This window comes from Synechococcales cyanobacterium T60_A2020_003 (assembly GCA_015272205.1).
Lineage (GTDB): Bacteria > Cyanobacteriota > Cyanobacteriia > RECH01 > RECH01 > JACYMB01.
Map to the genome: position 1 here is coordinate 1 of JACYMB010000325.1, position 26761 is coordinate 26761.

At 52.3% G+C, this 26761-nt stretch carries 20 protein-coding genes, 1 tRNA gene and 2 pseudogenes; 13 read left to right on the forward strand and 10 right to left on the reverse strand.

Features of this window, described 5'->3' with window-relative positions; translation table 11 throughout:
* Positions 1-274, forward strand: a 274-nt coding sequence (locus tag IGR76_16070; protein ID MBF2079986.1) for an isochorismatase family protein, incomplete at its 5' end; no start/stop codon positions are given.
* Positions 275-526: 252 nt separating this feature from the next.
* Here IGR76_16070 and IGR76_16075 read toward each other — a convergent pair.
* Positions 527-600 (reverse strand) — tRNA-Arg (locus IGR76_16075).
* A gap of 4 nt (positions 601-604) precedes the next feature.
* Positions 605-1726, reverse strand: a complete 1122-nt coding sequence (locus IGR76_16080) for a tocopherol cyclase family protein (GenBank protein MBF2079987.1) — start codon at positions 1724-1726, stop codon at positions 605-607.
* A 60-nt stretch (positions 1727-1786) separates the two neighbouring features.
* Between IGR76_16080 and IGR76_16085 the strand changes: the two genes are divergently transcribed.
* Entirely contained in the window at positions 1787-3724 is a 1938-nt protein-coding gene (locus tag IGR76_16085; GenBank protein ID MBF2079988.1) for a protein kinase, read from the forward strand.
* Between the two features lie 6 nt (positions 3725-3730).
* On the opposite strand, the gene IGR76_16090 is transcribed toward IGR76_16085, so the two are convergent.
* Both IGR76_16090 and IGR76_16095 read right to left on the reverse strand, forming a co-directional pair.
* The gene (locus IGR76_16090) at positions 3731-4486 is read right to left on the reverse strand and encodes a hypothetical protein (protein MBF2079989.1); all 756 of its coding nucleotides are present in this window, start codon (positions 4484-4486) and stop codon (positions 3731-3733) included.
* Positions 4487-5031: 545 nt separating this feature from the next.
* Positions 5032-6699, reverse strand: a complete 1668-nt coding sequence (locus IGR76_16095; GenBank protein ID MBF2079990.1) for a peptidase M15A — start codon at positions 6697-6699, stop codon at positions 5032-5034.
* A 52-nt stretch (positions 6700-6751) separates the two neighbouring features.
* On the opposite strand from IGR76_16095, the gene IGR76_16100 reads away from it, so the two are divergent.
* A complete protein-coding gene (locus IGR76_16100) occupies positions 6752-7546 on the forward strand; it encodes an HAD family phosphatase (GenBank protein MBF2079991.1) in 795 nt (264 codons plus the stop codon).
* An 85-nt stretch (positions 7547-7631) separates the two neighbouring features.
* Here the strand turns inward: IGR76_16100 and IGR76_16105 are convergent, their stop codons facing one another.
* Entirely contained in the window at positions 7632-8501 is an 870-nt protein-coding gene (locus tag IGR76_16105; GenBank protein ID MBF2079992.1) for a hypothetical protein, read from the reverse strand.
* 379 nt (positions 8502-8880) lie between these two features.
* Here IGR76_16105 and IGR76_16110 point away from each other — a divergent pair, with 379 nt between their 5' ends.
* The 5 genes from IGR76_16110 (at position 8881) to IGR76_16130 (ending at position 18416) form a co-directional block, all read left to right on the forward strand.
* Entirely contained in the window at positions 8881-9714 is an 834-nt protein-coding gene (locus IGR76_16110) for a hypothetical protein (GenBank protein ID MBF2079993.1), read from the forward strand.
* Positions 9715-9994: 280 nt separating this feature from the next.
* A complete protein-coding gene (locus IGR76_16115; protein MBF2079994.1) occupies positions 9995-12469 on the forward strand; it encodes a phenylalanine--tRNA ligase subunit beta in 2475 nt (824 codons plus the stop codon).
* 58 nt (positions 12470-12527) lie between these two features.
* Positions 12528-12797 (forward strand): YciI family protein, encoded by a 270-nt coding sequence (locus IGR76_16120; protein ID MBF2079995.1) that lies wholly within the window; start codon positions 12528-12530, stop codon positions 12795-12797.
* Positions 12798-12807: 10 nt separating this feature from the next.
* Positions 12808-13023, forward strand: a complete 216-nt coding sequence (locus IGR76_16125) for a hypothetical protein (protein MBF2079996.1) — start codon at positions 12808-12810, stop codon at positions 13021-13023.
* 800 nt (positions 13024-13823) lie between these two features.
* Positions 13824-18416, forward strand: a complete 4593-nt coding sequence (locus tag IGR76_16130) for a DUF4347 domain-containing protein (GenBank protein ID MBF2079997.1) — start codon at positions 13824-13826, stop codon at positions 18414-18416.
* Between the two features lie 195 nt (positions 18417-18611).
* On the opposite strand, the gene IGR76_16135 is transcribed toward IGR76_16130, so the two are convergent.
* The 3 genes from IGR76_16135 to IGR76_16145 form a co-directional block, all read right to left on the reverse strand.
* On the reverse strand, positions 18612-19127 hold the full coding sequence (locus tag IGR76_16135; GenBank protein ID MBF2079998.1) for a DUF1269 domain-containing protein: 516 nt from the start codon (positions 19125-19127) through the stop codon (positions 18612-18614).
* Positions 19128-19244: 117 nt separating this feature from the next.
* Positions 19245-20033, reverse strand: a complete 789-nt coding sequence (locus IGR76_16140) for a tetratricopeptide repeat protein (protein MBF2079999.1) — start codon at positions 20031-20033, stop codon at positions 19245-19247.
* Between the two features lie 33 nt (positions 20034-20066).
* Positions 20067-21302 carry a cysteine desulfurase-like protein gene (locus tag IGR76_16145; protein MBF2080000.1) on the reverse strand — a complete coding sequence of 412 codons (1236 nt, stop codon included), beginning with the start codon at positions 21300-21302 and terminating at the stop codon, positions 20067-20069.
* Positions 21303-21538: 236 nt separating this feature from the next.
* Here IGR76_16145 and IGR76_16150 point away from each other — a divergent pair.
* Positions 21539-22387: pseudogene (locus tag IGR76_16150) on the forward strand (AraC family transcriptional regulator).
* Positions 22388-22417: 30 nt separating this feature from the next.
* On the opposite strand, the gene IGR76_16155 reads toward IGR76_16150, so the two are convergent.
* Positions 22418-22579 (reverse strand): hypothetical protein, encoded by a 162-nt coding sequence (locus IGR76_16155; GenBank protein MBF2080001.1) that lies wholly within the window; start codon positions 22577-22579, stop codon positions 22418-22420.
* Between the two features lie 661 nt (positions 22580-23240).
* Here IGR76_16155 and IGR76_16160 point away from each other — a divergent pair.
* From IGR76_16160 to IGR76_16175, 4 genes and pseudogenes are all read left to right on the forward strand, one after another.
* Positions 23241-23372, forward strand: a pseudogene (locus IGR76_16160) (branched-chain amino acid ABC transporter permease).
* A gap of 34 nt (positions 23373-23406) precedes the next feature.
* Complete coding sequence (locus IGR76_16165) at positions 23407-23787, forward strand: VOC family protein (protein MBF2080002.1); 381 nt, start codon at positions 23407-23409, stop codon at positions 23785-23787.
* Between the two features lie 107 nt (positions 23788-23894).
* Entirely contained in the window at positions 23895-25346 is a 1452-nt protein-coding gene (locus tag IGR76_16170) for a glutamate--tRNA ligase (protein MBF2080003.1), read from the forward strand.
* 552 nt (positions 25347-25898) lie between these two features.
* The gene (locus tag IGR76_16175) at positions 25899-26357 is read left to right on the forward strand and encodes a response regulator (GenBank protein MBF2080004.1); all 459 of its coding nucleotides are present in this window, start codon (positions 25899-25901) and stop codon (positions 26355-26357) included.
* On the opposite strand, the gene IGR76_16180 is transcribed toward IGR76_16175, so the two are convergent.
* Positions 26293-26718 (reverse strand): DUF2294 domain-containing protein, encoded by a 426-nt coding sequence (locus IGR76_16180; protein MBF2080005.1) that lies wholly within the window; start codon positions 26716-26718, stop codon positions 26293-26295. The genes IGR76_16175 and IGR76_16180 overlap by 65 nt on opposite strands.
* Positions 26719-26761 lie beyond the last annotated feature (43 nt).

A 26761-nucleotide genomic window follows, 5' to 3' on the forward strand; every position in this document is an offset into this window, starting at 1 on the left:
TGAAATTTACCATGCCTCTCCCGCCCGCAACCCCTCTTTCATGCAACAACGCCATTATCCAGGCGTAACCGCAGAGGTTTGCGTGCAGATAACGATGCGTGAGGCCAATAATCGGGGATATGAGTGTCTACTCGTTGAAGACGCGACGGAGAGCTATTTCCCAGAGGTTAAGCAAGCGACGCTGGATATGGTCTGTGCCCAAGGGGGAATCGTGGGTTGGGTTGGTACGACGGACGATTTGATATCCGGGATTCACGCACTACACGCACCCTAGGGTTGAACGCCGGGTAACGCACCGATTCGTGTATCTGTCATTGATGTTCTCTGCCATGCACAACTGCTGTATAGCAGCCTGGAATTGAAGGTTTAGCATACAACAATGAGCGATCGCCATATCGATTAGGACATTTAGGTAGGATAGCGAAGCCGCCCCACCCACATGTCCATGTCCTAAGCTAGCTGGCAACAGCTATATTTTAAGATATCGAGAATGCCGAAAATCATGGACTGGCCTGGTTTTTGCTTACGGGACTGGCGCGATTCGAACGCGCGACCTACCGCTTAGGAGGCGGTTGCTCTATCCTGCTGAGCTACAGCCCCAGGATTAGCCAATCATAACAGATGCGGTTTGCCCCTCAGATCGCCATACGTCCGTCCAGGGTGATCCTCCCACCTCCAATCCACAGACTTGGCTATGGGCTTCTAGAATGGGCTGGGTGCGATCGCCCTTGTCATACAACCGCAAGGTCAGACTACCGTGCATCGTATCACAGCAACAGAACACCAATCCCTGCTCGGTGGGGGCACGGAGGGGCGTTCCAGGGTGAGTCGTTGTGCCCACCAGTTCAACGGCATAGTCGCCATTATCCGCCCACATCCGCCATGTTCCCCAGGGATGAATCTCCCAGTTCACCGACCCATTCCAGGGTACGAACTCGTAAAACTGCCCTCGATAGTGAATCCCCACCATTGCCACCGATTCCATCCAGGCGATGACCCGTCGTCGTCCACCTCCGGCAGTTAAGGCTAAATCCGGTTCGTTCTCAAAGGCGTTGCAGTTGAGCCAAAACCACTTTTGCGGAAAGCTGCCGCCCCAGTTCTTTTCGCTGTAGGCGGGAGCATGGTCAAAGGTGTAGCGATCGCCCTTCCATTCAATCCAGCCCGTTGCCCAACCGTGCGCCATTAGAATTTGCCACCCCGGTTCAAAGATTTGAAACTGAGAGAGCCAGCCAGCGGTGGATTGCTGTGGCTGATCGGAATTGCCCCAACCGTAGACGGGCGTGATTTCGTACTGCCAGCGGGCGGAGTGGCCTGTGCCGGGATCGCGGAGCGTGCCCTGATGCCAGGTCGCCGTTGCCTGATAGCCTTCCCGAATCTGAGCTTCAAACTCATCGGGAGTAAGGTGTTGCGGTTGGAGATCCAGAGAGGGCGATCGCCAGTGTCCTAAGCCCAACCCATCCCGCCATGCCCAGAATTGGCTCACATCGGCAAAGGAACGACAGAGGTATTCATCATTGGGGCCTAGGATTTGGGCTGCGCCGCCGCTATGGGGTTTGCCACCGATCGGATCTTCGATGGAATACATGAAGGCGAAGGTTTGCCGAATATCAGGCAGCGTGACGCGGTAATACCATCCTTCAAAAAAACGGCGATCGCTGCCGTCCCAGTGGTATCCACTGTGGGGTGTTTGCAATGAATAGGGAAAACTAGAGAAAAGACGTACCATTGATCGTGCAGATGCTGATAGATGGGCAGACTGGGCAACTTCTTTGCCAACGTTTCTAGTATGAGCTATTGCCTCAATCCTGGTTGCCAATATCCCCATAACCCGGAGACGGCACAGTTTTGTCAGAACTGTGGAGCACCGATGCGGCTGAGCGATCGCTATCGGGCGATTAAACCCATTGGGCATGGGGGCTTTGGCAAAACGTTTCTTGCGGTTGATGAGTATCGCCCATCCCGACCCAAGTGCGTGATTAAGCAATTTTGCCCAGACCAGTTGGAGGCGCATCGCCTGGTCAAAGCCCAGGAGCTATTTCACCAAGAAGCTGTACGATTGGAGCATTTAGGGCACCATCCCCAAATTCCCTACCTGTTGGCGCACTTTACCCAGGCTCCCTATCACTACCTGGTGCAGAGCTATGTAGATGGGCAAAATTTAGCGCAGGAGATGGCCCTGTCTGGGGTGTTTAGCGAATCCCAAATTTATGATCTGTTGACAAGCCTGTTGCCCGTGCTTCAGTTTGTTCACGATTGCCAGGTGATTCATCGGGATATTAAACCTGCGAACATCGTGCGGCGACAGCGGGATCAACAACTGGTGTTGGTGGATTTTGGGGCATCTAAACTGGTATCGGATGCGGCGCTCTATCAAACCGGGACGGTGATCGGCAGTGCGGGGTACGCTGCGCCGGAGCAGGCAGGGGGCAAGGCCGTTTTTGCCAGTGATTTGTATAGTTTGGGCGTGACCTGTGTGCATTTGCTGACGAATGTGCCGCCGTTTGATCTCTACTCGTTCACGGATGGAGTGTGGGTGTGGCGAGATTTCTTACCCGCGCCGATTAGTTCAGAGTTAGGGCAAGTGTTGGATCGGTTGCTGCAACCTGCCATTAGTCAACGCTTTCCGTCAGCAGAGGCGGTATTAGAGGTGCTTGGACAGATTGAGCCTGACAGGTCGCGCAGTCTAAGCCGTCGGGGCGTTCGGGGACAATCGAGTATTCAGCGGCCTGCATCTGCGGTTTTGCAAGGGCGATCGCCCCAACAGGCGACACCCAAAACACCATCGTCGTCCGGCTTTCGGATTCGGGTATCGTCGCAACCCCTGGTGTGGCGATGCCTTCACACCCTGCACGCCCATGCCAATTCCGTCGCGGCGATCGCCATGAGTCCGACCGGAAAGTTCTTTGCGAGCGCTGGTTTTGATCGCACCATCAAGCTATGGCATTTGGGAACGGGGGCATTGATTACGACCTTTGAAGGCCATCGTGCTCCCGTATTATCGATTGTCTTCAGTCCCGATGGGCGATCGCTGATTAGCGGCAGCGTGGATAATACGATTCGGATTTGGGATGTGGAAACGGAGGCATTGCAGCGGCAGTTGACCCATCAAGCGATCGCCGCTGTCACCATATCATTGGCGATGAGTCCCGATGGACAGGCGATCGTGACGGGTAGCGATGACCACATGGTGCGGATCTGGCAACTCGGCACCGGGAAGCTGCTACGCCTGATTCCCCATCCCCGTGCGGTGGCGGCGGTGGCGATTAGTCCCAATGGGCAGTTTTTGATTAGCGCCTGTACCGATAACCTCATCCGGATTTGGAACTTTAGCACTGGCGAACTGATTCACACCCTCGATGCCCATAAGCGGGATGTAAACTGTGTGGCGGTTCATCCTGAAAATACGCTGTTGGTGAGTGGCAGCAGCGATAACACCGTGAACCTGTGGGATTTGGAGTCTGGTGTTTTAAAGCGATCGCTCATTGGACACTTAGACTGGGTGCGGGCGGTGTGCATTAGTCCCAATGGTCAGCTTTTAGCGAGTACCAGCGATGACCACACGATTAAGCTCTGGAGTTTGCCCAAGGGAACGCTGCTCCACACCCTGACCGGAACACGGGATGGACATCATCGGGCAGTGAACGCGATCGCCTTTAGTCCCGATAGTCGGACGTTGATCAGCGGCAGTGGCGATCGCACCCTCAAGATCTGGCGATATCAGTAAAGCAATCTATCGCTCAACCATGCGCTTGGTGCGGTAGGTGACGTTTGCCCCATCGTTGGATTGTTCCAACACCAATAATGGAGTTGGCTTCGCCTTTTGATCCCAGTGCAGCGACGCAATCCGGTTTTGAATTACGGGTTGCCAGTTGTCCTCTTCTGCCTCTGGACTCATAAACTGTTCCAAACAGTCCACGATTTGGCTGACAGTTGCTGATGTCGCCTGGGTGGGCAATTTTGTCATTTTGATCTGAACCCGGAACAGCACGCGCGTCTCCGACTTAGGCTGGTCGTGCAGCCTATACTCGACGTCAAAGATTTCGTCGATTTGTTTACCCCCACTACCCGCAATGCCAACTACACCTGTATTGCCCGCAGGCGCAGCCCGCAACGCCACGGAAATTCGCTCTTTAACCTTAATTTTGAGTTGGTTAATAATCTGGAATCGAAATTGATCCTCATCCATCCGCATTCGCAGATAGTCCAGGTTAAATTCGCGGGAGTGGATTAGGTCAGGATTGCGCTCCATTTTGCTGATGGTTTGCAGAGCTAAGCGCAATTTCTTCTGCAAATCGCGATTTTTCAATTCCTCAAACCGCTTTTCTTTGGCAAGTTTATCAAACTTCAGCTTGCCGTAAACCCCCAGCCCGATGAGTAGAACTGCTAAAACTCCTGTCGAGGTCATCCACAGCTTTGGTGCTCCGGGCAGGTTGCCTGATGGGGATTGAGCCAAGGTGGATGTGGGGTAGAGCGTTGGGGTATTCATGGAATCTACCTACTGTTTGATAGAGCAACTAACGGCGATCGTTCAACCCGAAGGCGTTGGGTCGAACTACTGAAGCACCCGGTTTTCAGGACCAGTGACGAGGGGGGATGGTACATCATACAGGGTGATGCACTCCCTATCCGAGGGGTTTGTGGAAATCCTACGCAGGAGCCATCGCGATCGCGTTCAGCTCAACAATGCATAGAAACGGTGAATATGGTTCAACCTCCATACCGTTGTTCCCGAATCGGCAATTTAAATGTCTATAGTAGTCGAAGGTTGTGTTCAGCCGTGGGTGGGGGCGAACCCCCTACCTGAAGACGCAGCCTTCTCACGGCTGGTCTTAACAAGTGTTACAGCCCGGTACGGTTTCCCCAGGCATCATGTATCAGCAGCCGTTTCCAAATGAATAAAGCATCCATTTAGACTTCGTTTTGACTGTTGACGATGAGCCACACTCCTATCATGCCCCCATCCAGGGTGAAATGGTTCAGCAATTTTGAGGAGAGGGGCTGCAAAGGCACACAGGCGAGGGCTTAGAGAATTTAGTGAATCCAGCGCGATCGCTCCCTGCGGGCATCCAAATGACATAGATAGGGATACTGCGCGTATCGTCCTAACCCACCGGGCCACCAGGGATCGAGGGCCCAGTAGATTTGATCCCCCGTTAACCCTTCGCAATAGAAGTCGATCGCATCGCCTACCCCATGGTGACGTTGGGAGATTCCAGCGACATGCGTATGGTCATCCGTCGGACAATACCAGGTTATGATGCAAAAGGGTCGCCCAATCCGGTTCCTCGCCTCCTGAGCTAGTCGCGCAATTCTCACAATCGCGTCTACAGCATTTTGGTTGGGCGGCATCCGCGTTCCGCCGTGGGTGGCCTCAGCCCAGGTAAAGGTTCCATTGGGAATAATAGCGGCATAGATTTGAATATTATCGGGTGTCCAGCGGCTGGGACGGGGAGGCAAGGGTGTAGCTTGGGGCGGAGGGGCGGCCTCTGGAGAACTGGGGTGCGCCCGCTGCATCCGTTGAACATCGTCTAACAACGATTCCAGAGCGGTCTCCTGATCCTTCAGCTTTCGCCAAAGCTGCACCAAGCGGATCAAGGCTTCCCGTTGGTGGTCTTCTTCGTGATAGGTAATCGGAATTTGTTTCACGAATGCCAGCAGTTCCCGGTCTAAGTGGGCGGCAACGCTTAACAACTGCTCGCGGTTTTCCGGTGCAGTGGAAAGGGACTGCGGATCGATACCAATGGCAGTAAGGGCACTGGCTCGCGAGTCAAGCTGTCGCCAGAGGCGATAGGCTTCGGTGATGGCGTGACGCTGTTCGGCTTTGCGCTGGTACTGCTGGGGAATGCGCTGAACGAAGGCAATCAAAGCCGGATCAATGAGTGCTAGATCGGTTTCGGCAGAGATATTTTTCTGTAAGGAGGCGATCGCCCCTTCGCGGGAATCCAATTGTCGCCAAAGTTGGACTAATCGGATTAGGGCTTCCCGTTGATTGGGATAGCCGCTGTAATGTCGCGCTACGTTTTGGGCAAACAGCATTAAACCGCGATCGACCATGCCCTCGTCTATCGATTCGGTAAGGGGAGTGTGGGGCGGCATCTCGCGCAAAAAGTTGATGGCGATTTGGCGGTTGTCGAACTTGCGCCAGAGGCGAAAGGCTTCCACCACAGCATCCCGCTGTTGCACCAGTCCTTTGTAGTAACGGGGGACTCGTTCCGCAAAGGTGAGCAATGCCCCGTCCAGATAGGCCAGATTTTGGGGCATCGAGACAGCCTGAAAGGATTGGGCAATGTCCTCTAGGTAAGCGGCCTTGAGGGTGTCAAAGTCTGTGGATTCGAGAAGGGCAGCACTGAAGTCGTTGACGTTTGGGGTGTAGCCGTTGGCAATTTCTTGAAGAAAGCGATCGGTGTAGCGTCCCTGATCGGGATCCCAAATATCCGTGCCGCGCCATCCCGTTGCCGTCAACACGCTGGTGAGACTCCGCAGGGTATTGGCAGCGTACTGTACCTGGCCTGAGAAGGTTTTCAAAATATCGGGCGGAATCCGGTTTGCAGGGGAAATCCCCAATCCGGTTTCTTCGTCATTGAGGAATGGCGATTGGTGGGCTGCGTATAGAGCCGCCAAGATAGATTTGTGGATGCCCGTGCGCTCGGCATCGATGAGATAGTAGTAGTTGCGCTGATCGGCTGCAAGTTTTGCCATAGCCACCCCTAGCGTATCAATTTCATTTTCAGGCTACCTAATCACCAAGTGTATGACGTTTATCCCCAAAAGTTTGCAAACAGCGCCAGATTTTGTGGCTCGGTTGTCCGATATCAGCTTAGTCGCTACGGATATGGATGGCACATTGACCTTGGATGGACGGTTTACGATCGCCCTTTTGGAATCCTGGGAACGGTTGCGCCAGGTGGGGGTAGAGGTGCTGATCGTGACGGGGCGATCGGCGGGGTGGGTGAATGGCTTGAGTCATTATTTTCCGATTGTGGGGGCGATCGCTGAGAATGGCGGGTTGTTCTACAAAACGGGTCACGAGCACCCCGATTATCTGGTGGACCTGGAGGACATTTCCACCCATCGCCAGCGTTTACGGGAGATGTTTGATCAGCTTTGTCAAGATTTTCCGAACCTGCGGGAATCGGGAGATAATGCCTTTCGGCTCACGGACTGGACGTTTGATGTGACGGGCTTATCGGATGCGGAGTTGGATCAGTTGGGCGATCGCTGCCGTCAGCAGGGGTGGAGTTTTACCTACAGTACGGTGCAATGCCACATTAAGCCTGCAACCCAGGATAAGGCGGATGGATTGTTGACCGTTCTGGATCGCCATTTTCCTCGCCTAAACCCGGATCAGGTTATTACCGTTGGCGATAGTCCTAACGATGAAAGTTTGTTTGATGCCCGTCGGTTTCCGCTGTCCGTGGGCGTTGCTAATTTGCGGCACTATGGCGATCGCCTCACCCATCATCCCACCGTAATCACCACCGAAGCCGAGGTTAACGGATTTTGTGAATTAGTAGGGGCGATCGTCACCGCTCATACGTCTGGATGACATGGCTTCGATTCTGCACGGGCAGGTTTAGCCGACCGACTTCGGTCAGTATCCCGATTATGGACAAAACCCGCCCCAAATTAGATTATTTCTTTGGATTTCGCTGTCCCGGTAATGCAGGCCGCTCCTGATACGGCATGGGAATATACTGCACCGATGGTCGTCCCATTTGCGGTTGGGGATAGAGATCCATTAGCTTATAAATTTCCAACGGCAGATTCGCCAATACGGGCAAGCCCATTTCCGTGGCTTCCTCAACGGTGATCGGGTAGTCGTGGGTGACAACGCCCGTGGTCAGGCGATCAATGATTTTCTCGATATTTTCTGGTTCGATTTTCTGAACGGGAACGTTATCTTCCAACAGCGTTCGCACAAAGGCTTGAACTTGACGCTGGGCTTTTTGGGCAATGTCAGCCATGACCAAGGTTTGATCGTCAATATCGCTGATGGGTTTATCCTGCACCACCTTAATCAAGCTAGCGGCTGGCAGGCTCCCCAGTTGAGGATCAACAGGCCCCAAGACCGCATTGGGATCCATCACAATTTCATCCGAGGCGAGGGCAAGCATGGTGCCGCCGCTCATGGCGTAGTGGGGAATGAAAACTGTGACTTTTGCTTGGTGACGAATCAGGGCACGGGCAATCTGTTCCGTCGCTAGCACCAACCCACCGGGCGTATGCAAAATCAGATCAATCGGTACATCGGGCGGCGTGAGCCGAATCGCACGCAGAACTTGTTCCGAGTCTTCGATGCTAATGAAGCTGGACACGGGAATGCCGAACAAACTCACCGATTCTTGACGATGAATGAGCAAGATCACCCGACTACCGCGCGATCGCTCAAATTGTTGAATACTGCTGACTCGCTGTGTCTCAATCCGCCGCCGCTGTAAAAACGGCTGTACCGTCGAAATGATCAGAAAGACCCAGAATAAGTCCAAGAAATTGAAATTCATCCCAAGCTACCCAACGGTGACGACAAAGCACTGCTGCTCTTAATATCAGCATGAGTCTGACCCTAAATTCAAATAGCGATACCAAATTTCTGAAGTAGACAATGACGGCTCCAAGGCTGGAATTGCTAATGGTGCAACGTATCTCCAACGCAGACCTGAAGCTTTTCTCCGCGCACAAAACCCAAAATCGATATGAGGGACTGCGCACAGTTTGCCTAGATTCTATGTACGAAAAAATACACTAAAGACGGTTACGAATTCTGCTAAGAGTTTTTAGGCCAACGATCGGGGGGTGGATTAAGAAAAAATACACTAAAGACGGTTACGAATTCTGCTGGGGTCTAGGCATATCTTTTTAATCATTCGGAGAAAATTCTCGATGTCACGACAACAAACGGTTGGAGAACTCAAGGAAAAAACTGGCACAAACCAGTCTGATCGCCTTACGGGTGGAAATCTGAATATCGTTTACGGCTTGAAGGGCGAAGATACCTTAATCTCCAAAAGTGGTTCGTCCCTCGATAACCTCAGTGGAACGGTGCTGGTGGGTGGCAGCAGTGGCGATGTGTACAAGCTGGGTAACCGAGCAATCACCATCATTCTGGACAATGGCGGCTCCAAAGGCGATGGGGCGATCGCCAAAGGTCTGGGTCTAAATTTCGATTCGTCCTACGTGGCTGAACTTGAAGGGAAGCATCTGGTTGCAGGGGATACGGAAAGCGGGCAGGGCGTGCTCCTGCTGAACTGGAAACAAAAGCAGCACCGCATTGAGAACTTCATCCTCGCTGATGGAAAGTTGAGCTATCGGCAGCTCAAAAATAACTACAAAACCTATGGCAACTACCTCGGCAACTATACGCTTGCCAAGATTGAACGGTTGACTGGAGTTGATTTGAGTGCGCTAGGACTATCGTCTTCAAGCCTCGATGCGTCGATTGCCACCATCAGCAAGCGGTCTACCAAACTAGAAAAATCTCGCACGTTTGATGAGGTCATCGGTACAAGCAGAACCGCTCAAGTTGTCGGCACAGTCGAGGACTGGGCAGAACCATCGACCGTAGAGGTTAGCGAAGAACGTTCAGCAGCCCTGTACGCGATCGGAGACTCATCCGGTGATACCGCGACTCAGGGCGAAACCTGTCTCCACGATCTTCTCCCTTGGGCACTGCAAGATCCCTTACTCTGCTATGCGTTACCCGACCCGGGTTTCTAGCCGCGAACTCGCCCTGATTTTTAACGCTCAATCCTGAGTAGTGGGATTGCCCCCATGCAAAAGCGCTCTTTCGACGGACGGCTAAGAGCGCTTTTGCACATGCATGCTCACTGATTGGGACAACGTGACAGCAAAAGCACGCGAAGTGGGTAAGTCCTCGGTAGAATAGGTGAGGCGTTTGAATCGCTTGGGCCAAAACGTCAGCACGATGGCAAGCTACAGGCTAGCCTTAGTTGACGCTTGATATGGGAACTACATAGATAAGGCAGAAACCAAAGCAATGCGTATCTCTCTCAACTGGTTGCGTGAGTACATCGATATCACCCTGTCCCCTGAAGAGTTGGCCGATGCGCTGACGATGGCTGGGTTTGAGGTTGAAGAGATTGAAGACCGTCGAAGTTGGGCGGAAGGCGTGGTGATTGGTCATGTGTTGGAGCGATCGCCCCATCCCAATGCCGATAAGCTCAGCGTGTGTACGGTGGATATTGGTGCGAAAGAATCTTCGACCATCGTTTGCGGTGCGGCTAACGTGCGTGCTGGCATCTATGTTCCGGTCGCTACGTTAGGAACTTATTTGCCCAAAATTGATTTAAAAATTCGTCCGCGCAAGCTGCGGGATGTGCCCTCGGAGGGCATGATCTGTTCCCTGGCGGAAGTCGGTTTGCAAAAAGAGTCCGATGGGATTCACATCTTTACCCAAGACGGATTGAAACCGGGCGAGGATGCGCGTCCCTTCCTGGGTTTGGATGACGTGATTTTGGATCTGACCTCCACCGCCAACCGTGCTGATGTGCTGAGTATGATCGGTGTAGCGCGAGAAGTCGCTGCCATTACGGGCAATTCCCTTCGGTTGCCGGAGATTCCTGAATCCTTTAACTACGGCGACACAGGCAAGCTTTCAATCAGTGTCGATGACTCCAAAGCCTGTCCTATTTATATTGGAACGGCGATCGCCAACGTCACGATTCAGCCCTCCCCGGCGTGGCTGCAGCAACGTCTGGAAGCGGCAGGCACTCGCCCCATTAACAACGTGGTCGATGTCACCAACTATGTGTTGTTGGAGTGGGGACAGCCTCTCCATGCCTTCGATGGCGATCGCCTCCAAGCCTTAGCAGGTAAATCGCCCCTGAAACTGGGGGTGCGGTTGGCGAAATCGGGCGAAACCCTGAAAACCCTAGACGGTCAGGAGCGCAAATTACAGGAACAAAACCTGCTGATTACCGCTAATGATCATCCCGTAGCGCTGGCCGGGGTGATGGGCGGCGAAGATACGGAAGTGTTTGAAGGAACGACGAACTTAATTCTAGAGGCCGCCATCTTTGATTCCGTTGCCATCCGACGCTCGGCACGGGCACAGGGACTCCGCACCGAAGCCTCTGCCCGCTACGAACGAGGGGTCAACCAGGCCGAACTGGAGACGGCTTGCCGACGAGCGCTGCAATTACTAGTAGAACTGGCGGACGGAACCTTAGGAACCCAAGCCGTTGATGATCGACGCACGGCGATCGCCACCACCCAAGCCATCGAACTTCGCCTGGAGCGGGTGAATGAGTTGCTTGGCCCCATTGATCTCAGCAAAGTCCACGGGGCATCAATGACCAGCAGCATGGATGATGCCGATATTGGCGAACTGTCGGTAGCCGATGTGGAGCGAGTGCTGACAGCCTTAGGCTGTCAGATGAAATTCACCGGAGAGGGGGTCTGGGCGGTAACGGTTCCGCCCTACCGCTATCGAGATCTGGAACGAGAAGTGGATCTCATTGAAGAAGTAGCGCGGCTCTACGGCTACAACAACTTCTACGAAACCTTGCCGGATAAAACCGAGCCAGGATTTCTCTCGTTTGAGTATGCGGCATCGCGGAAAGTGCGAACTGCCCTCCAGGCGGTTGGCTTAACGGAACTGATCCACTATTCTCTGGGTAAACCCACGGGCAAGGAAACTGAAATTGCCCTCGCCAATCCGCTTTTAGCGGAATATTCGGCGTTGCGAACCGAACTGCTACCCGGTTTAATCGATGCGTTCCAGTACAACCTAGAGCAAGGCAACGGCGCACTGAATGGCTTTGAGATTGGGCGCATCTTCTGGCGGGATGAGGATGGCTACAACGAAGCGGATATTGTGGCTGGCATCATGGGGGGCGATCGCCGTCAAAGCCGATGGACCACGAGCGGTCAAGAACAGCCCCTCGGTTGGTACGATGCGAAGGGAATTTTGAACGCTGTCTTTGAGCGTTTGGGGCTAACCGTGGAATACCAGCCCGATCGCCGCAATCCCCTTCTCCATCCTGGACGGACGGCCTCGCTCTGGGTTCAAGGAGAGCGCTTAGGAACCTTTGGTCAACTCCATCCTAAAGTCCGCCAAGAGCGAGGTTTGCCGGATGCAGTCTACGCCTTTGAACTGGCTCTAGATGTACTATTCGACCAGCTTGAGCGTGAGGATTTGATCACCCCAATCTTTAAGCCCTTTTCCAGCTATCCGGGCTCCGGTCGAGATATTGCCTTCTATGCCCCGGTCGAAACCTCAGTGGCAGAGCTAGAGCGAGCCATCCGCAAGGCAGGCGGCGCACTCTTGGAAACCGTTGCATTATTCGATGAGTATCGCGGTAAAAATGTACCCGAAGGGAAGCGTAGCCTGGCCTTCCGCTTAGTCTATCGGGCGAGCGATCGCACCCTCACCGATGAGGAAGTCGAAAAGACCCATCAAAAAGTGCGCGATGTCCTCGTCGAAAAATTCGGCGTCGAAACCCGCAGCTAACCCCTTCACCCCTCCACCTCTTCACTTCCCACCCCTTGAACCTCAACGGAGAAAACCCATGCCCAAATACGTCCTCTGGGGCAGCTATTGCGATGATGTCCTCACCAAACGCGAACCTCATCGCCAAGCCCATCTCGACGGTTTAGCGAAGCAAAAAGAGTCGGGTGTACTGCTCACGATTGGCCCCACCAAGGATCTCACCCGTGTTTTTGGACTCTACGACGCCGATAGCGAAGAGGTAGTGCGGGAACTCGTAGAAGGTGATCCCTACTGGAAGCACGGGATCTGGACGGAATACACGATTCAGGAGTGGATTCAGGCGCTTTAGGTCTGACTAAATGAATGGCATAAGGGCGATCGCCCTCTGCAAGTTTTCCGTTTGTGAAATGCTCACGGAAAACTTTTTAATGGCTCGTTTGTTGGGTTTTCGTAAACCCTTTGGCGATCATCTCGGTAGCACGGAGATTGGGGGTAGAGACGCATTCGAAAAGGGCGATCGCACAACTGTAGAATCCGCAAGTCCTGAACGCCCATCAGTCAGTAAAAATCCTTGAACCATACCTAGCTCTAAAATTCTGCTATAGCTGTTGCCAGCTAGCTTAGGACATAGACATTTTGGTAGGGCGGGGCATAGCTAGAACTGGTTCACTACCTTTTCATTCTATCCATCACTTATTAGGCGACCAGTGCCGCGTGTCTCAGATATCGTGTTTTTACGTAGAAATGGTCTGAAATTTTATTGAAAAACTTTATGCTTGGAGTTGCGATTCTTAATGGGGCGGTGGGAATACTAGCTAGTAAGACATAAACCGTAACTCGAACAAAGTTACCTAATATTCTGCTGACAGTTATTAGGGTTTGTATCTTGACTCTAACCATCATGCCGAATGGTCGTCATCCTCCAGTTGCGACTGATTCATACCAAAGAAGTAGATCATGAATCACTGTATTGAAGTTTAGGGGGTATGCGAGGAATGCTATACAGCATCACATAACCGAACGGCTTCTCAACTCTGCCTTTGAACTTCAAGTTTTGAAGAGCCTGGATAAATCAGAATTCAGCATTAGAGGCGAAAACATCAGGAACATCTCTAAAATTAAAGGTTATTTATAACCTAGAGTTACTAATAGATCGGCAGGCAGACCGTTCTCAGTTTTTCGTGCAATAAATCGCCTGGGAGTTTATAACTAAACGCAAAATTAAACTATTGTTTAGAGCTTTACAAAAAGGCGATCGCTGTCCAGAGTTCCACATCGCTCACTGTCAAAAACCATCAGGGAAAATTATCCACGGGAGAACTATTTCATGGCAATTGATATCATGACAAATCTCAACACTGCTACACAACTATCAATGCTTAAATCAAAGTCTGGCTTAGAACTAGTGATCATCGATCCTAGTGTTGAAGACTATGAGGTTTTGATACATAGCTTGATGTCAGACATCAAGGTAATTGTCCTTGACCCTCAGCAGGATGGTGTAGAGCAAATTACACGAATTCTGCATTTCTATCCAGAGATTGGACGGGTACATCTCATTTGTCATGGTTCACCAGCCACCTTATATTTGGGCAATAGCGAACTGAGCTTACAAACACTTCCGACCTACAGGGATACGCTTCAGACTTGGTTCTCTGGCTGCACCACGACTCCTTCCCTGTCTCTCTACGGCTGTAATGTTGCGATGGGGGATGCTGGAACCGAGTTCATCGCGAAACTATATCAACTCACAGGAGCAGAAATCGCTGCATCTGCAACGCCGACCGGACACGCCTCTCTTGGTGGAGATTGGCATCTCCAGGTTCGCACCTCAGCATCCACACCGTCTCTTCCCTTTCATCTCGAACGACTAGAAACCTGGCAAGGTGTACTCATGGCACTCGATGTTAATTTTCAAGAGCTTGACTTCCAAAATCCAACGTTAATTGCCGGAACCGACAAGCAGGTAGGAGCTCAATATCGGTTCTCAAATGTCATCACGATTAATGGCACTGTAGTTGACGCCATCCTAGAAATAAAGGCGATTAGCGCAGGCATGTCTATCGGTACCATTGACGCAGTAGGTTCTGGTACAGGCGCTTCTGATAAAGCATTTCAGCCGGAAATTACAAAGAATACAACCAATACTGCAACGGAAGGATATATAGATTGGCAGTTCAGTTTTGTAGAGTCAGGAACTACCACACCTGTTGAACTACAGAACTTTCAGATGACGGCTCTGGATTTGGATGGAGGCAGTGGTCGTATTGAGTTTATTGAGTTTGGTGGGTTTAGTTCCTACACTGTCAACTCTAATACGGAGTTGCAAGTTACTAACGGAACGCAAGGACGCACGCGATTCAATTCATCCACGAACGGCTACAGTAACCTTGATGCCAATGAAAAGGTACGGGTTACCGCAGAATTTGCTCAAACGGCTCTGAACAGCCCTCCCATTTCAACGTTTAGCTATCGAACAGGATTATTAAAAAACGCCACAAATCGCCAATTTGCTCAAAATTTCAAGGTCTTTACCTATAGCAACGGTGTCACCACAGAAGCACCGCAGGTCACTGGCCTCAGTACCAATGACTCCACCCCAACCATAACAGGTCGAGTCAACTTACCGACTGGCGCTACATTTGAAGTCACAGTCAATGGTGTAACTTACACGGATGGCGATGGCAATTTAACAGTTGACACAGGTAATAAAACCTGGAGCCTGACGGTTCCTGATGCTAACACGCTCTCCTCAGGGTCATACGATGTTGTCGCGAAGATTAGCAACGGTGGCGTTAATCTATTTGACCAAAGCACCAATGAACTGAACGTTGATATTACATCCCCCACCGTTACCGACATCAGCTCCTCAACCACTGATGGCACTTACAGCGTTGGGGATGTCGTCACCATCACCGTCACCTTTGATGAGGTCGTGAATGTCACCGGAACCCCGCAACTGACCCTAGAAACCGGAAGTACCGATCGCACCATTAACTATGTCAGCGGCAGCGGCTCCAACACCCTCACCTTTACCTACACCGTTCAAGCTGGCGATACCACCGCTGACCTCGACTACACCTCCACTACTGCCCTCACCCTCAACGGCGGCACCATCAAGGATGCTGCGGGTAACGATGCGACACTGACCTTACCTAGCCCAGGTGCTAGTGGTTCCTTAGGTGCAAACAAGGCGATCGTCATTGATGGGGTTGCTCCCTCTGCTCCGACAACCCCGAACCTGATCGATGCCAGTGACACCGGAGCATCCAACACCGACAACATCACCAGCGATACCACCCCAACCTTCGACGGCACCGCTGAAGCCAATAGCACCGTTGAAATCTTTGTCGATGGCGTCAGTGTGGGTACCACCACAGCCAACGGTTCTGGCAACTGGAGCTTCACCGCTGGGGCGATCGCCGATGGCAACCACACCATTACAGCCACCGCAACCGATGCGGCTGGCAATACCAGTCCCGACTCCTCAGCCCTCAATATCACTATCGACACGGCCGCCCCATCTGCTCCGGGTACGCCGAACCTCGTCGATGCCAGTGACACCGGAGCATCCAACACCGACAACATCACCAGCGATACCACCCCAACCTTCGACGGCACCGCTGAAGCCAATAGCACCGTTGAAATCTTTGTCGATGGCGTCAGTGTGGGTACCACCACAGCCAACGGTTCTGGCAACTGGAGCTTCACCGCTGGGGCGATCGCCGATGGCAACCACACCATTACAGCCACCGCAACCGATGCGGCTGGCAATACCAGTCCCGACTCCTCAGCCCTCGATATCACCATTGACTCCACACCTCCTGCCGCACCCGTTGTACTGACCACGGGCACTACGAATGACTCAACTCCGACCATCACAGGTACGGCGGAACCGGGCAGCACCGTTGATGTCCTCGTCGATGGGACAAGTGTCGGCACAGCAACGGCAGATGGATCAGGAAACTGGAGCTTTACGCCCTCGAATGCGATCGCCGATGGTACTCATACCATCAGAGCAACAGCAACCGATGCCGCTGGCAACACCAGTGCTTTATCAAACCAGAAAAATATCACCATCGATGCAACGGCTCCCTCTGCTCCGACAACCCCGAACCTGATCGATGCCAGTGACACCGGGACATCCAACACCGACAACATTACCAGCGATACCACCCCAACCTTCGACGGCACCGCTGAAGCCAATAGCACCGTTGAAATCTTTGTCGATGGCGTCAGTGTGGGTACCACCACAGCCAACGGTTCTGGCAACTGGAGCTTCACCGCTGGGGCGATCGCCGATGGTGACCATGTGATTACCACCACGGCAACCGATGCCGCTGGCAATACCAGTCCTGTCTCATCAGCCCTCGATATCACCATTGACACAACTGTACCTGTAGTCGGAATTGATCCCGTTAAGACGAACGACAGCTCACCTCAGATAGCTGGAACTATTGACAACCCCAATGCAGAGGTCAGCGTGATTCTGGATGGTGTAACCTACCCTGCAACCAACAACGGTGATGGCACATGGACTATCCCGCAGGGAACCATTACCAAACTCCCCGCAGGTGAATATGACCTCAAGGTTGTAGCCACCAGTCTAGCTGGAAATGAGGGTACCTTAGACACCGCAACGTCGCCCATCGGTAGTGAGAAGCCACTCATTATTGACACCACTGCGCCAGAAGGCAACGTCAAAATTTCTGCGACGGATGAAGACTTGGGAAGTATCAAGATCCGCTTTGATGAACCTGTTCAGAACTTAGATCCATCTGACCTCACATTAGTAGTTGATGGTAAGCCTATCGATCTATCGGGCGCAACCCTGACAACCAATGATGGCATTACCTGGAAACTGACTGGGATCGACAAAGACCTATTGTCACAACCAGGGACATATACGATCGCCCTCAAAGACAGTAACGACGTCACCGACTCGGCTGGCAACCCGTTGAAGACCTCTGTTTCCGGTTCATGGACAATCACAGCACAGCATATCTGTGAGTTTGCAAAAGCTCATTCTCCCATTACCTTTGCTGAACCTCCCGCATTTCTCAAAGCAAAGGATATGGTGATTAAGAATCGTCTGCCTGGAACCCCCGCAGACGAAAGGCTCAAAGGAAGCAAGCAATCAGATAGTGTCCTCAGTGGCAAAGGTGACGATTCAGTTCGCACAGGTAAGGGCAATGATTTAGTTAAAGCTGGGGGTGGCAATGACAAAGTTAATGGCGATGGGGGAGATGATTTGCTCTCGGGTCGGACTGGTGCTGACATTCTCAAGGGAGGCGACGGCAACGACTCTCTAATTGGTGGTCGCGACAACGATATCATGGATGGCGGCAGAGGCAACGACTCGATGTCTGGACGGGGCGGCAACGACCGCTTATTAGGATATCAAGGGAATGACTTCATACAGGGAAATAGGGGCAACGACTTCATGGATGGTGGACAACGGAGCGATCGCCTCAAAGCAGGTGGTGGCAACGATCGCCTCTTGGGTCGTGGTGGTAACGACTTCCTGAGTGCTGCAGGCGGCGACGACAAACTCAACGGAGGGAACAAGCGAGATTACTTGCTTGGGAAGAACGGTAATGATGTCCTCCGTGGAGATAAGGGAGGTGACATCCTGTGGGGAGGGAAAGGTGACGATCTGCTCAGTGGGGGTAAAGGCCGTGATGTCTTCTTCTACAAGACCCTGAAAGAAGGTGAGGACAAGATCAAAGGCTTTAGCGTCAAGGACGACTTGTTTGATATGCGAAAAGTTTTTGCAGGTAAGGCCTTCAAAGGACTGGATCTACACACGACGTTTGAACCATTGGTTCAACGGGTTCAAGTTGGCTCAAATGCCGAGATTCAGGTAGACAAGAATGGAATGAAGCCTGGCGAGAAGTTCATCACCATCGCAACGTTGATTGATACCGATGCGAGCACGATCACATGCCACAGCTTTATCGTTGAGTAGGACATAGCCTAGGCGATTGCCCAAACGCAAAAGGGATGCATGAGAAATTTCTCTACATCCCTTTTTTCATGCCATTTATAGCGCTAGCCATATCAGTTAGGACATTGGGGTGGGGCGGCGAAGCCACCCCACCCCAATGTCCATGTCCCAAGCTAGCTGGCAACAGCTAGAATACCGATTCCAAGCAAAATGCTGTTAATCTGCAACCGCTTCGCGCTCGCGTTCAACCATTTTGAGGGTTTTAATCACATCAGTAGGTAGCCTGTGCTGAATCAGGGTGCCACCCTGCTGTTCTAGAAACTCAATTACAAGGGCTACTTCATCCAGTTCTGCCAGTAAAACTAGGGCGGAACTGCCGGAATCCAAAGAGTTACCCAGTTTTTTGAGGGCGGAATCGGGAAACCCTAGGTCCACCATACTGACAAACGGTAAACTGCCTGCGGCGGCTCCGGCGGCGGCTCCGGCGGCCATGGCCAACGGCCCAAACAGCACCGAAAGAATAGCACCCGACAATAGCCCAATGGTCGCACCTTGCTTGACGGCAGCGTCTTCATTCGTTTCATGGAAGGAGAACTTGCCCTTTTCGTCTTTTTTCAGAACGGCGATGTTGCCCAGTTTGATGGCATCAAGTTCTTCATCGTATTTTTGGAGAGCGCTTTTAACCTGCTCTGCTTTTTCCGATCCTACAAACGCACAAACGACAAGTTCCATAGCATTCACCTCTGCTATTCCGGCTCAACTATAGCGAAGAGTTTGCGGGGAGGGGCGAGTCCGATCGTATTTTTTAAGGCTTGTGTCACGCAATGATAACCTGTGCTCCTGTTCCGATCACGGGAGGCGGTCAATCTCTCGCAAGGCCTCTCGATAGCGATCGGGCTGATTTCGGGTGAGAAAGGAATCGGCGGCGGATTGAAAATCGGATTTTGCCCCTTCAATATCGCCAAGCTGCGATCGCAAAATTGCGCGTCCATAATAGGCTTCAGGGTCTTCTGGCTGGAGCACAATAGCTTGGTTGAAATCATCCAAGGCCGCTTCAGGGTCACCCGTTCCCATCCGCAGTTCCCCCCGACGCCGATACACGAGCCCATCCCTGGGATTCGCGTCCAGGGCTTGGGTGTAGTTGTACTCGGCAGCCGGATAGGCTCCAATCATGCGATAGGCTTCTGCGCGTCCCCGATAGGCTTCGGCATCGTCTGGATCTTGGATGAGGGCGCGATCGTAATCCTGGATTGCACCTGCATGATCACCAAGACGGGTGCGGAGGGCGGCGCGGGCTTTGTAAACGTCCGCAGTGGGCGATCGCGTCAATGCCTGGTTTAGATCAGCCAAAGCATCTTCTGCTGACTCACCGACCATTAGCCGCACAAATCCCCGATAGACATAGGCATCGACATAGTCGGAATTTTCGCGGAGCGCATCGTTAAGTTCTGCCAATGCCTCGTCATAGTTTCCTACCTCTGCCAGCGAGACCGCACGGGTATAGGCCGCAATCGCCGGATCGACTTGGGCGATCGCCACAGAAACCGTAGGATTCAGACTATTAACAAAAAGCAGGGTTCCGGTCAGCCCCAGGATCCGCAACCCTAGCTTTACCGATCGAAGTCCGGGCATTGTCATTTTGTCTCCCACGTTCACGCCACCGAGAGGATTCTACAGCACCTCGTCCAAGGCTTGAATGAGACGATCCACCTCCTCCAAGGTGTTGTAATGCACTAAACTAACGCGCACCACTCCCCCTTGCTCCGCCAATCCCAGGTCTTCAATCATCCGCTTGGCGTAGAAATCTCCCCAGCGGATGGCGATTTGATGGGTATCCACATGGGTCGGAATGTCCTGGCTATGGCGTTCCTCCACGACGAACGAGATCGTAGGAATGCGCTGACTGGAGTTGGGAGTGGGAATACCGAGCACTCTCACCGTCGATTTCGTCGCCAGGTAGGAGAGGAGGCGATCGCCCAAGGCTTGTTCATGCTCAGTAATCAGCGAAAACGCCTGCTGAAGCTGCCCTCGCCAGTCTGGAGCGGTTTGGTCGGCAAAGTGGGCGTGAGCCAGCTTGCTGAAATAGTCTTGCAGTCCTAGCAAGCTGTAGGTCAGTTCAAAGTTGACATTTCCGGGCTGGAATTTGTAGGGAAGCGTCGCATCTGAAATGAAATAGTGGTTGAAGCCAGGGAGTGCTAGCAATAAATCCCGCTTGCCGTAGAGCAGGGACTGGTGGGGCGCAAATACTTTGTACAGGCTGAGTACGTAAAAATCAACGTCGAACGCTTGAACGTCAATTAACCGATGGGGCGCATAGGCCACACCGTCTACGCAGATTAAGGCGTTGTGTTGATGCACCCGTTGGGCGATCGCCCCAATCGGATTCACCGTACCCAACACATTAGACACATGGGTAACGGCCACCAGGCGGGTGCGCGGCGTGCAGAGAGCATCTAAATCCGCCAAGTCAAGTTCCAGGGTATCCGGGCGAATCCGCCAGAATTTGATGACGATACCAAACCGTTCAAGCTGCGTCCATGCACCAATGTTCGCTTCGTGATCACAGTTGGTGACAATCACTTCATCGCCCGGTTGCCAAGTTTGCACCAAGCACCAAGCTAGAATTCTGAGCATCAGCGTCGTGGACGCCCCCAGCACCACCTCCGAGGCAGAGGCCGCACCCATAAAATCCGCCATCGCTTGAGTTGCCGCCGCGACGCGATCGCCCGCCAGTTTTGAAACCTCGTAGGATGCGCCATGCTGCACGTTGGAGGTTAGGAGATACTGCTGCAAGCGATCGACCACGGGTTTAGGGACTTGGGCACCTCCGGCGTTATCCATAAATACCCAGTCCCCGGCAAGGGAAGGAAACTGTTGACGCACAAACGCGAGATCGAGAGAGGTCATGGGCAATCAAAGGGGTAAGGGGCAATATTAGGACTGAAAAAATGTCCAAGACAGATTTAGCAGGATTCGGTAGGTTTAAGATTGAGACCTGGAGATGAATAGAGTCTGTTGCTGAAGATACGGAGTCGCCCACCGCATTGCCAGTGATCGCATAGATCCAAGCGCTTTGGAACCCAGGATGACTCACTGCCCATCGTTTGAACCTTGTAGGAAACTCTACCAGAAGGCCAGACTGTATGAATACAAAGGCCATTGAGCATGTCAAATTTTGGCGAGATCCGGATTTACAAGATGTGGAACTGCTCCGCGCAACCTATGTGACCCACGCATTTTCGCGCCATACCCACGAGGGCTATGCCATCGGCGTGATTGAATCAGGGGTGGAGGCGTTTACTTACCGAGGTGAAAACCATGCCGCCCCCCAAGCCGCATTGTCGTGATTCATCCCGGTGAAGTGCACACAGGTCAGGCCGGTGTGCCCGAAGGGTGGAGCTATCGAATGCTGTATCCTCCGGTGGAACTGGTGCAGCAGGCGATCGCTGAAGATGTTACCAGCCTGCAATCGACTCAAGAGCTATCCTGGGTTCCCTACTTTGAACAGCCTGTTATTCACGATCCAGAACTGGCGCGATCGCTCCACCAACTGCACCACAGCTTAGAAATGGCTGAAACCACTCTGGAACGGGAATCGAAAATGCTGTGGACTCTCAACTAGCTTGTGCGTCGCCATGGCGAGTATCGTCCTTTGCAATGCAGGCAAACTATTGAAGCAGATGCGATCGCCCTCGCTCAGGAATACTTAGACATTCACTACGCCCAAAACATTTCGCTGGAGGAGTGGGCTGCCGTTGTGCAGTTGAAACCACTCCGATTGTTGCGGGCGTTCCCAAAAAAATCTGGGACTTCCGCCGCATCGCTACCTGATCCAAACGCGAGTCGGACGGGCGAAAACGTTGCTGTCCCAAGGACGGGCGATCGCCGATATCGCCTTTGAAACGGGACTTACCGATCAAAGCCACCTCAACCGTCACTTCAAACGTCTAGTTGGTGTAGCGCCCGGACAGTATGCCTCTGGACATCTTTAAGCATGGTATGGGCAATCTGAAGCCCGTATTTCAGGAAGAAGCCTTTGCCAAGACTGCTTCGGCTAACATCGGCACTAAATGATACTTTGGATGCTGCAAAACGGGGGTTCGGGGTTTGGGTGGCACAAACTCTCCGCTGTTGGTTTCTACAGCAACAACCCAACGACCTGTAGTCGGGTCTCGGTAACTCATAAACGGATTGGGTTTCAAAGGCTTCTTTGAAATTTTTGGCATACGGATTTAGGCTTGCTAAGTCGTCCAAAAACTCGTGATCCGAGTCGGAAATTCGGTTTTCAGTCTATTGAAAGTTCTGCTGTGCTACGTCCTAATCCTGAGCGGCGTTCGTTTGAAAGAGAGCCGATGCACACTGGTTAACGTCAAGGATGCGCTTCACTCTGATGTAGATGATTACGGATCAGCACACCCTCGCTCGTGGACTTTACGAGAATCAGGCTTCGGAGATTCCCAACCTTTCAGAGTCCGGGACAGCACTTATGCAACTAATAAGCAAAAGTCACTGAACTAAGACAATCTTGGCCTGCATCCCGCGTTCGAGCAAGCTCATTTTTGTGGAGTTTCCATAAAGCTTCATGAAGCCCCTATAAAAAATCGTTTTTCCGCAAGAGAAACTTAAATATAATTACGCAATTTAATAAACAAAAATATACATTAGATCAGCGTTAACACGTAAACAATCCGCCCTAGCTTTCGTTGAGGTGTTGAGCGATCGCAGTCCGGAGAAGGAGAATCCCTTGGGACGCTGTTGAAAAATCATCCAAGACGAGCGATCGCCCGTTTTAGTAGGCTAGACTCGTTACTCTCCATTTGTCACTCTATGACTAGCCCCAACGTCATGCCTTCGGCGTCTCGTTCCACCCCCTACCACGAGTTTTGGGCAGGGGCGCGTGCGATTGTTCCGCTGGTCATCGGCGCGATTCCCTTTGGGCTAATTTTTGGCACCTTGGCCGCCAGTAGCGGTCTTTCCTTATTAAGTCTTTGGAGCTAGGGTGAATTTGTCTATGTCCTCTGCCTATAGTGAAGTGTTTGTGGCGATCGCCGCTGTGGATCTTGCGCCAGTGGTTCAGTTTTATGAAACCGTTTTTGCCTGCACACCCATCGTTCAGGGCGATCGCTACACCGAATTTCAGCTCGGTACGCTGCGTCTGGGAATCTTCAAACCTGCTACCAGCAACGAAGCCGAGTTTCCCGCCCGAACCAACAGTCTTAGCCTGTGCGTAGAGGTTGACGATCTAGGTGCGTTTATCGAACGATTGCGATCGCTCAACATTCCTGTACCTGGCTCGATTACCACCGCATCCCACGGTCGGGAAATCTATATTTATGATCCGTTGGGCGATCGCCTAATTCTGCATGAGCAGACCAAAGTAGGACATAACTAGCGAATCGGTCATGTCGATGCCGGACTTGACCCCATGAATTCGTCTCTAGAAACACCCACCCAACCGCTAAAATGGGGAATGCAAAACGCACCAAGAGTCTGAAGAATATGTCTGTCCGCGTTCGCATCGCACCTAGCCCCACCGGAAAACTCCACATCGGAACGGCCCGTACTGCCGTGTTTAACTGGCTGTTTGCCCGTCATCATGGCGGCACCTTTGTTCTGCGGATTGAAGATACAGACTTAGAGCGATCGCGCCCCGAATACACCCAAAACATCCTCGACGGCTTAACCTGGCTGGGGTTGAATTGGGATGAAGGCCCAGAGTTTCAAACTCAGCGCACCAACCTCTATCGCCAGAAAATTCAAGAACTACTCGATAAAGGCTTGGCCTATCGCGCCTACGACACCCCCGAAGAACTGGATGCCATGCGCGAAGCCCAAAAAGCCCGCAATGAGGCTCCTCGCTACGACAACCGCCACCGAAATCTCACCCCTGAACAGGAGCAGGCGTTTATTGCCGAAGGTCGCCAGCCTGTGATCCGGTTCAAAATCGACGACGATCGCGACATCACCTGGAATGACATGGTGCGGGGGAAGGTGTCCTGGAAGGGGCGTGATCTCGGCGGGGACATGGTGATTGCCCGTGCCGCTAGGGCCACCGAGATGGGTCAACCCCTCTATAACTTTGTGGTGGTGGTGGATGACATTGACATGGGCATGACCCACATCATCCGCGGCGAAGACCACATCGGCAATACACCCAAGCAAATTTTGCTCTACGAAGCTCTAGGAGCGACTGTCCCTGAATTCGGCCACACGCCATTGATTCTGAATCAGGCAGGCGCAAAGCTTTCTAAGCGGGATGGCGTGACTTCTATCTGGGACTTCAAGGCGATGGGCTATACCCCAGAAGCGATCGCCAACTATATGACCTTGCTGGGTTGGTCGCCTGTGGAGGGAATGGATGAAATCTTCACCTTAGACGAAGCGGCAAAGGTCTTTTCCTTCGATCGCGTCAACAAGGCAGGCGCAAAGTTTGACTGGGATAAGCTGAATTGGATCAATAGCCAGTACCTCCACGCCATGCCATCGGAAACGTTGCTGGATCTGCTAATTCCCTACTGGCAGGAAGCGGGATATACGTTTGATCCAGAGGGCGATCGCCCTTGGCTACTCCAGCTCACCACCCTGATTGGTCAAAGCCTCACCCGCTTAGATGAAGCTGCGCCCATGACGGAATATCTCTTTAAAGCCGATATCCCCATCACTGCTGCTGCTGCTGCCCATCTCCAACAAGAGGGGATTAAGGCGGTGCTGCAAGCCGTTTTGGACGAACTCAAGGCGGAATCAGCTCCTTTAACTGAAGACAGTGCTAAAGAGATTGTGAACCGCGCAACCAAGGCTACCGGAGTCAAGAAAGGCTTGGTGATGAAGTCCCTCCGAGCTGGACTCACGCGATCGCTCCAAGGCCCAGACCTCGTACAATCCTGGATTCTGTTGAACCATCATCACCTGGATCAGGCACGGCTAGAGCAAGCGATCGCGATCGCCCATTAAGTTCGCCTGCAACGGGGCGATCGCTCAACACCAGACAGCACAAACGGTCTGACGATCGAGCTTTAAATTGCTAGGATGCAGGGGAACACGGCCTACCGCCATCGTCCTGAAGATGGTGGACAGATCGCGAATCGGTGAGTCCGGTGGAGGTGGATTGACGTTTTAGCGATAAATGATTAAGCTAATCCTAAATTGAGATTGCTTTTCAATAACAAAAGGTTGTCGCTTGATTACGGGTGTTGAGGAGACCTGATTAGTTTGATGTCACGCATTCACCGTACTGCGATCTTTCGGAGAAGAGAACGCCATGCGTTGAGTCCTAAGCTTTGAACATCAAAATACGATGCCCTAGTTTTCGTTGGGTTGATCCCTAATCACGCTGCCGCGCTCTCACAAACAACTCATTGGTTAAAACAGCCCTTCGGATCCCAAGACTGCAGAGCACGGGGCTTCCCACCGTGCGAGCCATCCTACCTAAGCGCTACTACCGCTTAGGGGAGTGCCTCCGTCCAATATCTGATGCGATGTCTGTAACTTCGACGGAGTTAAATCATGACAGTAGGTACAGTCGTACCCCCCAATCGTCCATCCCACCGTGGGGAGATGTCTCCACTGGCTTTGGCGGTAGATGACAATCACGACAATTTACTCGTTCTTGAATACACGCTGAGCTCGTTAGGGTTTCGCTTTATCGGCACAGTTGACGCGATCGCAGGACTAGCCCTAGTCAAGCAACACCACCCTGATCTCATCCTTCTTGATATCATGTTGCCCGGTATTGATGGGTTTGAGTTGGCGGCCATGATTCGCAGCGATCCATCCCTGCGCTACGTTCCGGTCATTGCCGTAACTGGACTCGCTAGCGACGAAGATCGCGATCGCATTCTCCGATCCGGGTTTACCGATTACATCCGTAAGCCATTCATGCTAGACGATTTGGAAGCGATCATTCATCGTCATATTCAAGTGCCGACCTGGCCAGATGGGGGAGAATGGCTACCGGAGGGGTAGTCGCTACCGAGTCCGATAGAATAGCCACAATACTAGTGCGCTCTGTTTTGATTTGGGTCGTCGTCAACAGATCAACAATTCGTACTTGGGTCAGGGCTTCAATAATCTGGTGTAGATGTAACCGCAAACTATGATCGAGGGCATTGCGAACCTGTTCGGCAAAATCTGCGCGCCCACTGGATACCAACAATTGTTCCGGTTGGGTCACGGCGTTGTCCAATACAACCATCAACTTATTACCAAAAATATGGCAAGCGACTTCCACCCTAGAGTGTCCGAGTTGATGAACATACCATCGCTGAATTTGATCTGCGATGCGCTGCTGGAGCGTTTCAACATTCAATTTATTGTACCTGGTCACCGCAATAAGAATTGTTAATGAGAATGGCTGAAGCAGCTACATT